The following is an 11,890-nucleotide window of genomic DNA, read 5'->3' as shown; positions in this document are numbered from 1 at the left end:
CTATGCGTCCGCGTATTGAAACTGTGTTTTTTCAGAAAAAACGACAGGTTTATTCTAACGGGTTATATACCAACTGCAAAACCAAATCCTACGGGATTTTTATGACACATTTGTGACATTATGAACTAAAGATGACGCATCGATGAATATTTGATGACAAAATGAGCGGTTACGCAATGAATGCTGAGATTGAATTAAAACTGTTTTTCCTGCCGATATATCAAGAATCCCTGATAAATAAGTTAGATAGTCTCGATAATGCCGTACCTCAAGGTCAACGTCGTTTGGCGAATGGTTACTTCGATACCCCTGACTTGCAATTACGTCAGTGGGACATGGGATTGCGGGTGCGCGGTTACGATGCGCACCGAGAGCAGACCATAAAAACCGCAGGACAAGTCGTGGGCGGCATTCATTCGCGGCCCGAATACAATGTGACTATCCAATCCGATAGCCCAGACTTAAGTCTATTTCCTACCTGCATTTGGCCCGCTGATGCCGATTTAGCGGCAACGCAAGCTCAGTTGACTTGTATATTTCACACCGATTTTTATCGTCGCGCTTGGCATGTTCAGATTGATAATAGCGTGGTCGAAGTTGCGTTAGACATAGGTGAAATCACCGCAAATGGCCAGCAAGAAGCCCTGTGTGAGCTCGAGTTTGAACTCCTCAGTGGCGATACTGAGGCGCTACTTAAGCTGGCGATGCAAGTGGCGAGCGTTGTGCCCGTGCGTTTAGGTAAGGCCAGTAAAGCGCAGCGGGGCTATCGATTGGCGGGTAAGGCTAAGCCGCTCGATTTAAAAGCATTGGAATTTCTGCCACTGGCCGAGTCACACGATTCTTCTTTACTGGATTTAAGTGCAAACTGCCAAATCCTGCTTGAAACCGCCCTTGAGCGCTGGCAATTATTAGAGAGCATGATCGCAGAGGAAAGCGACCCTGAAGCCTGTGTGGTACTATGGTGGCGGATGCGCGCCTGTATTCGTTTGCTGCGGATGACCTTAAATCAGTTCGAATTATTGAATGTGACACTGTCTAGCCAATTTATGCTGATTGAAAAGCAGCTCGATTTTATTGAGCAGGCACAGGCGTTGACCGCCTTGCTTGGTAGCCAAAGAGGCTTATTTGCTAAACTTGGCCAACATGCCCAAGTTAAGGCGCGACTTCTGGCGCAACTGGCAGAGATTAATCTGACGGGACGCTTACTCTCCTTATGGCAACAGATCGAATATGGTCAACTACAGCTGGCTATTGTTGAACTGTTGCTAAAGATGAGTGCTGGTGAAGTGGACATCACCCATCAGCCTAGCTTACGCCAGCATGCCGATCGTGCTCAGCAAGCTTCTTGGATGGCGATAATTGAGGTCATGCCACTCAATAGCGTCATGACAGCGGCGAATTATCTACAAGTGGCCACAGTGTTGGATGCGAGCATTCTTGTGGGTCATGCCTACGGCAGTTTATATGAGGCGAAATCACGGGACGCATTTCGTGCACCTTGGCAAGATCTCGCGCTTGGGATTAAAACTTTGGCTTGTTATCGCGCCTTACAGGATGCGAGTCGGGAGTTAGATATCAATTTAGCTGAGTGGCTGGAAGACAAGCAGCAGAGTTTGTTGTTTGCTATGGAATCGACACGCCGTAACGCGATGCAACAGCAGGTCTACTGGTAGTATTACTTTTTATCGCTGATAAACGGAAAAGGCTCAATCTAATATAGATTGAGCCTTTTCATTAGTCCGTTTTCGCAACAAAGTCAGCTATTTTTTGTTTCGATAGCCTGCTTAAGTTCCGCAATTTGAGCCAGCATTTGCGCTTGATTTTGTTCTATTTTTTGTTGGTTCTCTTCCATTCTTGCTAAGGCTAATTCAAGCTCTGATTTGATTTCGGCTTTATGCGCATCTTGGCGTTCTTGACGTTCAGATTCATCTGGCGCGACAAATACCGACGCCATATAGCCTGAAATCACACCAAAAAAACTCACACCGCTGACAATGACCACGCCACCTATGATGTGGCCTGCTGTGCTTACAGGATAATAATCGCCGTAGCCGACGGTAGAGATAGTGACTAATGCCCACCAAATCGCTTGCTCAGCGGTCTGGATATTGGCGCCTTCGGTGCCGCTTTCGACGATGAGCATAATGACGGAAGCTAATGTCAGAATCGTCACCATAGCAACCAGTAAACTGGCTAAGGTGGCTTGTTTACGTTGTTTTACCAGTGGGAGCAGCAGTGAGCGACTCATGCGGATCAGGCGTATTACCCGTAGGATTTGAAAAAGCCGTGCCATACGTAGGGCTTCAATCGCCGGAATACTGGCAATAAAATCAATCCAATGGTGTTTAATGAAAAAGCGTTTATCGCGAGCACGGATCAACCCAACAAAGAAGTTGATCATAAAAATCATGCAAATACTGGTATCGACAAAGAAGAGCAAGCGGTAGGTTTCGCTATCTAGGCGGCCGAAGGTCATGACAAGTACGATGATCACCGACAGCAAGGACAATAGCATCATCGCCATTTCGAATGGAGAAGGAGTGCCAAGGGTGCGAAGCGACCATGGGGTTTTATCTGTCATGCCAAACATGATCCCTGTTAAGTGCGGCGAATATCACTACTAAAGTAAAAGACTTTAGGCTGTGAGTAAATTGACTGAGTAAATAAAAGGGCTATAAATCGATTAATCGCGCCAGCCAATGGTAAGAAGGGTTGGCACTTGAGATCAGCGTTGCTTTAGGTTTCATCAACAAAGTGGACTAAATCGTCGAGTACACGGCGTTTAATTTCTAGCTGTGAATCGGCACTTAAACCATATTTCTCTGCCAGTTGCACATAGTCATCTGCATTGAGTGACACGGTAAGACGCGGACGCGTTGGCCGTTTCGATACGCTAAGACCTAAAATAGTGCGAATTTGATCAGAAGGGCTAACGCCTGCATCTAACGCGGCTTTACGAATAGAGTATTGAAATTTTTCATCGAGATCGAAGGCAACCTGTGTCGCCTTAGCGGCTTGTTGGTTCTTTAACCATTGCTCGGGCAGAGGGTGTTTGGTTTTACTCATGGCGTATTACCTATTGCTATCAACCGTTTCTAGCGCTTATCTGTGAGATTGTATTGGGATTATTGATAAAGTGCGAGCACGCACTTTATCTTATTTTCGTGTTATTTCGCCGGCCAGTATTCCCGAATATCCGTTAGCGGGCGATATAGGGTCAAGACGACATCGGTATCACCCCCTTCGTAGACTTCCACTTCGACGGCGCAGCTTTCATTGTCATCAAGTAATAAATAGTACTCAAAGGGCTCACCTGTGGCGCCATTAGCATCCTGTGGCGGCTTTTGGCCACGATAATCCTGACGATGGAAATAGCCAAAAGCGGCAAAAGTCACTTGGTGGTATTGTTTTCCAAGCCATTGTTCAAGTTGTTCAGCTAAGTCGGCCGGTAATACTTGCGTAGTTAACTCGGCATGACCCGGTTCCTCGAACAGGGTGCTGAATTGCTCGAGATCGAATAATTGCTCCACTTGGGCGCGGGAAACCTTAATCGAAAAGGCGAGATAGGTTTCGTCGTCTTCTTCAATGCTCAAAAAGAGAGTATCACTACCATGTCCCTTGAGTAACCACTCGGAGTGTTGTTTACGTTCAGACTCGTAAGTATGTACGGCTTCGACTCTTAATTGTTGACCACGGAGTTGTGGTGGCAGGGCAAAACTATCATCAATTGAGATCATGTCGCCGACATTGAGCTGGGACGGGTGATTGAGCTCGCGCTGTGGCGGGGCTTTCTTACCAAAAATACTATTGAAAAATCCCATAGTGACTCCTGCTGACTATGCTCGCGTGCGGCCTCATATTGATTGGCTGCGGATATTCACGGGCAATAGTGGTCATTTTTATTTAATGAGGATGAAACAAAAAAATGCCGAGGTCAGTAAGGGGTGATGATCCCACTGAGACTCGGCATTCGGTCAATCATTGCTTAGCTTTTACGTGCTTTGATTCGATCTAGCACTGCATTTGCGTTTGACTTTTGCTCACCAATACCCGCTTCGGCTAGTTTGGCTTGCAACGACTTATCACTGTTTTCATCGGCTAAGGTTTCAGCCGCTTTTAAACGGTCGTCAAATTGTTGCTGACGTGCCTTGATACGTTCTAGTGAATCTTTAGCGTTCAGCAGCTTAGAGTTGCTAGACGCGAACGAGTCAGTAATGGTTGCCGTCGCTTTTTGTACGCTTTCAGTGGTTTTAACCATGCTCAACTGACGTTGATAATCAGACAGTTGGCGTTCGGTTTTCTTCACTAAGTCTTTCAAGCGTGCAGCATGGGCGCTAAAGCTGTCGTTAGCGCTTTGTTGCTCAGACAACTCTTGGTCTAACTGAGCAATCTTTTCAGCAATTTCAATAGCTAAGGCTTCATTACCTTTGTCTAATGCTTGAGTCGCATAACCTTCGTGTTCTGCAATCGAACGTTTCAGACGGTCGATTTCACGGCTGGCTTGCATTTCTTTTGCCATGACATCGGTCAGTTCACGTTTAGCATTGGTTAAATGCTTTTCTGCATCACGGATTTCCTGTTCGAAAATACGGGTTGAGTTTGCGTCAACGATGCTTTGGCCAACTTCGGTGGCACCACCGCGAAACGCTGTTAAAATTTTATTCAGAATGCCCATTTTGTGGCTCCTTATTTCAGATAGTCGACCAATTCATCAATAACTTCTAAACAGTTATCAGATAAAACTGCTAATTCTTGCTCGATTTCGAGCATGCTAGATTGTAGTGATAGCGCACCGTAAACCACGTATTTGTCATCAATTTTTGCAAAAGCTGACAAGGGCATTGGAATGTTGAGCTCTAGCATGGTTTCAAACATTTCACTGCGACGTTCTTGATTTACTTCGTTCTCGCCCCACAGGTAGCTGATGCAAAGCACTTGGTTGTCCGTTACCGATACAAATACCGGGATTTCTTCACGGCCGACCACATTCACTTGCAACACTTCGACTTCACCATCGATTGGATAACAATCAAATTGAAAGCCAGTTTGGCTGTTGTTGCCAAGACTGTTGAGGTGATTGGCAATGGTATGGATATTCATATTTGTCCTTATTGACATATTATGTCTGTGTTCAAAGATAGCACCGAGACATAATATGTCAAGTACTATCTCATCCTATTAAAAAAGATCCAGTCCTTGATTCTCGGACCAATCTTGCAAATGGTAGTGATACAGCTGCAATGAACCCAATTCATTGGGTTTTATGTTGGCGGCATCTTGATAAAAATTGGCTGGAAACTCAAAGGCGCCATCCACTAAACCTAAAGTGAGCCAGTCATCTTTGATGGGCAACTCAGTTAACTTCGCTAATCTGTGTTGTGCATCGAGTCCGGCTAAGGTTGCAATACTCCAGCCCCATTCACCAAAACTGGGCACATTATGATGGTACTGCTTGACGTCAAATCCCGCCAATGCCAAGGTTTTTGCTACCGAAATAAAGGCCTTAGGGGCATGGTAAGGCGATGTTGACTGTACAGTCAGAGCGCCATCACTGCTCATAAGTTCCTTTAATTTACGGTAGAAATAGTCCGAATACAGCTTATTAAGATCGGGATGGCTCGGATCAGGCAAGTCTACGATAATCGCATCGTATTTCACGCCTGTGGCAATCAGTTTATCGACACCATTAAATGCATCGTCGTTGATCACTGTGACACGGGGATCATTCAGTGCGTTGCCATTGAGCGCCAACATAGCGCGACTGAGACTATCGGGCATATCTGTATCGGGCGATTTAAATAATTGCACTAGGCCCACATCGAGATCGAGCAGCGTGACTTGTTCAGGCTCCCAGCGCAGTACTTGTTTGAGACCGAGTCCATCGCCACCGCCAATGATTAGCACTTTGTTGTGACGGGCACTGGCCGCGAGCGTAGGATGAACGAGAAACGTATGGTAGATGTGCTCGTCTATGCTAGAAAATTGTAAGCGACCATTGATGTATAAAGCATAAACGGGCGGTAGACCGTTACCGCGCAACCGCTCGGTGAAGGTCAGCTGTTGGAAACGTGTCGCCTTGGCGTAAACCACTTTGTCTTTATAGAGCAAATTATTGAATTCTTGCTCCCAGCGTGGGCCGTGGATAGCTAATAATAGTAAGACGCCAGTCACGATAAAATGCCCACTCAAAAGCAGTTTAGCGCGGCGGATTTTAGGCCAGAATCGCCAGATAAACGCAAAACCTGCCAATAGATTGAAACTGGCGGTTAAGGCGGCGGCGAGTTGGATATCGATGGCGAGCATAAAGCCAACCCAAATGGCGGCACCTATGCCTGCGCCTATGTAATCGGCGCCGTAAATTGTTCCCGCATTGTGCAGCAAATGCTCGTCAGAGAGTGATTGGCGAACCCTAGCAATCAGCGGGATTTCCATACCTATCATCAGGCCCAGTATCACGCCCCACACATAGGGTAAGTATTCGCTGAGTTTTTGCAGCGAGCCTATCATGCCACCTTCGGGCAGTTGATCTGGCGGTAAACCTAAGGTGTTAGCAATGATCAATGGCAGTTGTTGACCAAAACCAATCACCGCTGCTGTGATTAAAATGGCGAGTGAGCCACAGAGTGCAACTGTAAGTTCTAAAATCACAAAACCAGTAAAGGCATCACGGATCTTACGCGCGGCGAAGGCACCTAGCCCCATGGAGACAATCATTAAGCCTATCATGGTGTAAATGGCGGCTTCTAATGCGCCTAAAATGCGGCCCGCATAGTGGGATAAAAGATATTCATAGATCAGGCCGCAACCTGCTAATACGGCCATAATGCCCAATAAGAGAACATCGTCGAACCAACCTAGGCGGCTAGGTTTAGCCGCCGAGGGAGTTAAGCTAATTTCTTGCATTCGATTAAGCCATCAGTGCCGTAAGAATAAGTGCGATAGCGATACTGATCGCCATTTCTACTGCGGCGATACCGATATTGTGTTGTCTTTCCACTTCATCGGCTAAATCGATACGGGCTAATACCAGTTTCTTCACGACGAACAGCAGTAAGGAGAGCGCGATCAGCATAATGACTGAGAACACTAACCAACCGATCACATTCGTCACATAAGCCGTTGGATTATAAATAATAAAGTGACTGGCGGCATTAAAGCTCAGTGCCATAGCAATCATGTAACCTGCATGGCGTAGCGCTAACGCTGTATGACCTTGGGCTAAGGCTTGCTGCATAGACGAGTCTTGGTTGCGGCTTGCGAAACGGTTTTCACGCCAGCGCGTGAGTAGCACTAACATCAACTGCGAAATCGCAAAGGCGCTGAAGATGGCAATGAAGGTATCGACCGTTAAATCTTCTGCCCACAGCAAGACGGAGCGAATGATAATGGCGGTAGCAATAGCAACGCTAGCATCGACGATAGCGACGGACACATTACCTTTGATGATTTGCTCGTTCTTATCAAACTCATTTAGCGCTATTTTATCGTGGAGAAAACGGCCGAGTTTAATCAGTACTAAACCGAATAAACCATAGCAGCTCATGCCAATCGCTTCGGTAAGATAAGAGTGTGCCGCAGCGCCTGTGATAGCGCCTGTAAGCACTATGCCTAGGGCGGCAACTGCGCCAGCGGTACTTATGCCAAAGGCAAAGTTATCCCGCTCTGCCAGCTCCTTACTGCTATTGACCTTTACACTCCAACCTTGCAAATAACGCATTAGCGTTAGCAAAATCACGGCTATGGTGAGATCGATAGCCAGAATGATGGCTAGCTCTGGTGTGATACCGAAATCCTGAAATAATGTCATTGGAAATCCTTAGTTACTTGCCCCGGCGCACACTGCGGGTCGTGCGATTGCTGGAATTGCGGAAACTGCTGTCTTTAGCATAGTTAGATCGAAACTTACTGTTCGAACTCTTGCTCGCACTTGTCGTGCTGGCCTTAGGTGCGCTGGTACTTTCACGGGATAACGCCGTGCCACCAGTTCGCGGCTTAGCATAAGGGCTGTCAAAGCGCTTGCCTTGTGAGTCGAAACGTTTTTTCGTTTGTTCGAAGGTCTTATTTTGCGCATCCGCTTGTTTGGGTGAGGTATAGCGATAACGACCTACGTCATTGTAATAGCTATAACCTCGGTTACCCGACCAACGATCGTAGGAAACTGGGCGATTGAAGACATTCGAAAACATCGAATACATGCCATACCAAGCCCAAAACGAAGTGCCGCTCGAGTCGGTTTGCCAGTTACCGTAAGAGGGATTGCCGACCAGTTGACTACCAGGGCCGAAATCTTCACCGCCATTGGCTAATGTTGCGGCCTCACGGCTAATCGCATTCACGCGAGCCAGTTTGCCGTCGGACATATCGGCGACCACGTTGACGGGATCAGACAACATATCGTTAAACAGACTGGGATCTGCGGCTTGATAAAGATTTTCTGCTTCGGCCAGCTGTTGATCGAGATCAGCAAAGTTACTCGCCACTTTTGATTCATCTAAACGACGTTTTAGCGAGGTATACATGGGACCTTGGGTACCAGAATCCTTTGCTAATTCATCGAGTAAGGGCGCTAAATCGGGTTTCTGTTGCTTTAGCAGTGTCGTGTATTGTTTTAAGAGATTAGCGTTACGCAACTGGCCGTCATCGATCATCGTCGTGAGCGTAGCGAGACGTTGCTGTGTGAGTTGTTGATACTTCGCGATTTTATCCGGTCTGTCATCGCCACAACCCGTCAGCGATAGCGAAACGGCTAAAAAAAGTATCGATGTGAGAACACGGGTTAGCATTCCTGCCATGTTTTCTCCAAAAGGTAATGAAATAAAACTCAAATACTTGCAGGCAATAATAATCCGCTTGCCCAATATGCCTGCCGCGCAGGTTATAGTACCCTTAAATACCACAGATAAAAGTGTAAACCTTTATTTGTGTGTTACATCAGGTAGCTGCAAGTCTCGTCGAACATAACATGATGTGGCGTCAATCTATATCATTTACGACATAATATGTCGATAGCTAAATTTGTTAGGGATTATTATGACCATGCAAAAAGACAGTAATAAGTCATTGTCTATTCTTATTAATCAAACCGCTGAACGCAATTGGCTGCGATTAGAGGAAGCATGGTCCGAAGGACTTGCGCAATTAACGCCTGCTCAGCAGCAAGAACTCAAAACGGTTTTGGGACTCAGTGATTATGTGGCGGCTCAACTATGCCGACATCCCGAGTGGATCGCTATGCTGTTTGCGGGCGATTTAAGCCTGATTGATCGTAAAAACTTTGATGTTGATTTACATGAAGAACTGGCTAGCACGACCACCGAGGAGATGGCTAAAACCACCCTGCGACGGTTTCGTAACTATCAAATGGTGCGTTTAGCTTGGCGTGACTTTTTAGACTATGCCAGTTTAGATGAATCCTTGCTTGATCTGTCGGCGCTCGCCGAAGCGTTAGTAATCTGTGCCCGCGATTGGCTCTATAAAGATATGTGCGCTCAATACGGCACGCCGATGGACAAAGAAGGGAATCCGCAACCGCTACTGATTTTAGGTATGGGTAAGTTAGGCGGCCGCGAGCTTAATTTCTCCTCCGATATCGATTTGATTTTCACGTTTCCTGAGCATGGCGAAACCGTCGGCGGTCGTCGCAGTTTAGATAATCAACAATTCTTTATCCGCATGGGGCAAAGGCTAGTGAACTTGCTCGATCAAGTCACAGTCGATGGTTTCGTGTTCCGCGTGGATATGCGTTTGCGCCCCTACGGTGAAAGTGGCCCCTTGGTGGTGAGTTTTAGTGGTCTTGAGGATTATTACCAAGAACAAGGGCGAGACTGGGAGCGTTATGCCATGGTCAAGGCGCGTGCGCTCGGGCCTTGGAACCATTTCTCCGATGAACTACACAGCCTCCTGAGACCCTTTGTGTATCGCCGTTATATTGACTTTTCGGCAATTGAATCCCTGCGGAAAATGAAGCAACTCATCGCGCAAGAAGTGCGGCGCCGTCATTTGACCGACAATATTAAACTCGGTGCAGGCGGTATTCGTGAGGTCGAGTTCGTGGTGCAAAGTTTTCAATTGATCCGTGGCGGCCGTGAGCCTGCGTTGCGCCAGCAGAGTTTATTCGGTGCTATCGATACGCTCTACAGCTTAGGGCAGTTTGAATATTTGGCGGTGGATGAGCTTAAACACAGTTATTTACTGCTGCGCCGGGTTGAGAATCTGCTGCAAGCCATTGACGATAAACAAACCCAAACCTTACCGAATAATCCACTGGATTGGGCGCGATTGTGCCATGTACTCGATATGGCCAATGAGGTTGATTTACGCACTCATATTGAAGCGGCAATGAGCAAAATCCATCGTCATTTTAAAGCCACTGTGGGTGGCGAAGAAGGCGAAGAAAAGGCAGAGCATTGGACAACGCAGCTGTGGAATATGCAAGACCTTGATGATGGCATCGCGTTGTTGGCCGAACAGCAAATTGATGATGACAAGCTGTGCCCTATGCTCAGCAGCTGGCGCGAAACAGTGACTAAGCGTTCGATTGGTCCGCGCGGGCGAGAAACCTTAGATAAATTAATGCCAAGATTATTGGAAGAATTGATTAATCAACAGAGTCCATCGTCAGCCTTTGAGCCCGTGTCTAAGGTGCTGGAGCAAATTTTAACTCGCACCACTTACCTTGAGCTTTTGTGTGAAAACCCCGGCGCGCGGCAGCAGTTGGTGAGTTTGTGTTGCGCCAGTCCTTGGATTGCCGCGCAGTTGGCTAAATTTCCCATGTTGCTCGATGAGCTTATCGATCCGTCGCAGCTCTATGACACGACCTCCATCGACGATTATCCGAGCGAGCTGCGTCAGTACATGATGCGCGTGCCCGAGGATGATATGGAGCAGCAGATGGAAGCGCTGCGACAATTTAAGCTTTCACAACAACTTAAAATCGCCGCAGCCGATGTCACGGGTGTTTTACCCGTGATGCAAGTGAGCGATCACTTAACTTTTTTAGCCGAAGCTATTATCGAACAAGTGGTGATGCAGGCGTGGCAACAGGTTTCAGTGCGCCATGGAGTGCCCGCTCACCTTGAGGGCAGTGACACAGGCTTTGCCGTTGTCGGTTATGGCAAGCTCGGCGGGATTGAATTGGGTTACGGCTCCGATCTCGATTTAGTTTTCTTGTGTGAAAATAAAACAGAAAACGGCCTGACCAATGGTGATCGCTCGATTGAAGTTGGTCATTTTTACCTCAAACTCGCCCAGCGCATTCTGCATTTATTCTCGACTCGCACGACTTCGGGGGAGTTGTATGAAGTGGATATGCGTCTGCGCCCATCAGGCGCCTCGGGTTTGATGGTCAGTGAGATTGAGCGTTTTGGCGAATACCAAGCTAATGAGGCGTGGACGTGGGAGCATCAAGCTTTAGTTCGCTCGCGTTTTGTTTTTGGTGACAATAGCTTAGCGGTTAAATTCAGTCATATTCGCGCTTCAGTATTGGAAAAGCCCCGTGATAAAGCTGAGCTGCAAAAAGCGGTACGTGAGATGCGTCAGAAGATGCGCGATCACTTGCTTAAAGTCAGTGATGGCATGTTTGATTTAAAGCAGAGTCCAGGCGGGATTGCCGATATTGAGTTTATTGCCCAGTACTTAGTGCTGGCTAATGCCCACGAGTATCCAGAGCTAACGATTTGGTCTGACAATGTGCGGATTTTTGGTGTGTTAGCTGAGCTTGAACTTTTGCCAATGATGAGTGCCCAGCATTTAACTCAGACCTATTGCTTACTACGGGATGAAAATCATCGACTTACTCTGCAACAAAAGGTGGGGCAGTTACCAGTGTCAGAGGTAGAAGACCATGCTGAGCGGGTGTTAAACATTTATCGTGCTGTGCTTGAATAGTGCA

At 47.1% G+C, this 11,890-nt stretch carries 10 protein-coding genes; 2 read left to right on the top strand and 8 right to left on the bottom strand.

What is annotated here, in order from left to right; all coding sequences use genetic code 11:
- Positions 1–176 precede the first annotated feature (176 nt).
- Positions 177–1,673: an inorganic triphosphatase gene (locus tag KFE26_RS11195; RefSeq protein WP_212600431.1), complete on the top strand. Its 1,497-nt coding sequence runs from the start codon at positions 177–179 to the stop codon at positions 1,671–1,673.
- An 83-nt stretch (positions 1,674–1,756) separates the two neighbouring features.
- Here KFE26_RS11195 and KFE26_RS11190 read toward each other — a convergent pair whose 3' ends face one another.
- The 8 genes from KFE26_RS11190 to KFE26_RS11155 all read right to left on the bottom strand — a co-directional run bounded on the left by KFE26_RS11190 (position 1,757) and on the right by KFE26_RS11155 (position 8,792).
- Positions 1,757–2,581: an ion transporter gene (locus KFE26_RS11190; RefSeq protein WP_105253058.1), complete on the bottom strand. Its 825-nt coding sequence runs from the start codon at positions 2,579–2,581 to the stop codon at positions 1,757–1,759.
- Positions 2,582–2,736: 155 nt separating this feature from the next.
- Positions 2,737–3,066: a hypothetical protein gene (locus tag KFE26_RS11185; RefSeq protein ID WP_028761837.1), complete on the bottom strand. Its 330-nt coding sequence runs from the start codon at positions 3,064–3,066 to the stop codon at positions 2,737–2,739.
- A 101-nt stretch (positions 3,067–3,167) separates the two neighbouring features.
- A complete protein-coding gene (locus tag KFE26_RS11180) occupies positions 3,168–3,821 on the bottom strand; it encodes a hypothetical protein (protein WP_212600430.1) in 654 nt (217 codons plus the stop codon).
- A gap of 164 nt (positions 3,822–3,985) precedes the next feature.
- Positions 3,986–4,675, bottom strand: coding sequence for a PspA/IM30 family protein (locus KFE26_RS11175; RefSeq protein WP_028761835.1), 690 nt, complete (start codon positions 4,673–4,675; stop codon positions 3,986–3,988).
- Between the two features lie 11 nt (positions 4,676–4,686).
- The gene (locus KFE26_RS11170) at positions 4,687–5,100 is read right to left on the bottom strand and encodes a YjfI family protein (protein ID WP_105251554.1); all 414 of its coding nucleotides are present in this window, start codon (positions 5,098–5,100) and stop codon (positions 4,687–4,689) included.
- Positions 5,101–5,178: 78 nt separating this feature from the next.
- Positions 5,179–6,903 (bottom strand): polyamine aminopropyltransferase, encoded by a 1,725-nt coding sequence (locus KFE26_RS11165; protein ID WP_212600429.1) that lies wholly within the window; start codon positions 6,901–6,903, stop codon positions 5,179–5,181.
- A gap of 4 nt (positions 6,904–6,907) precedes the next feature.
- Positions 6,908–7,807, bottom strand: coding sequence for a DUF350 domain-containing protein (locus KFE26_RS11160; RefSeq protein ID WP_113939026.1), 900 nt, complete (start codon positions 7,805–7,807; stop codon positions 6,908–6,910).
- A 13-nt stretch (positions 7,808–7,820) separates the two neighbouring features.
- Positions 7,821–8,792, bottom strand: coding sequence for a hypothetical protein (locus KFE26_RS11155; protein ID WP_105251557.1), 972 nt, complete (start codon positions 8,790–8,792; stop codon positions 7,821–7,823).
- A 238-nt stretch (positions 8,793–9,030) separates the two neighbouring features.
- Between KFE26_RS11155 and glnE the strand changes: the two genes are divergently transcribed.
- Complete coding sequence (gene glnE / locus KFE26_RS11150; RefSeq protein ID WP_212600428.1) at positions 9,031–11,886, top strand: bifunctional [glutamate--ammonia ligase]-adenylyl-L-tyrosine phosphorylase/[glutamate--ammonia-ligase] adenylyltransferase; 2,856 nt, start codon at positions 9,031–9,033, stop codon at positions 11,884–11,886.
- Positions 11,887–11,890: the final 4 nt, after the last annotated feature.

It is taken from the genome of Shewanella sp. M16 (genome assembly GCF_018224605.1).
Taxonomy (GTDB): Bacteria; Pseudomonadota; Gammaproteobacteria; order Enterobacterales; family Shewanellaceae; genus Shewanella; species Shewanella oncorhynchi.
The sequence above is the reverse complement of the archived record's forward strand: the minus strand, read 5'-3'. Positions and strand labels throughout refer to the sequence as shown.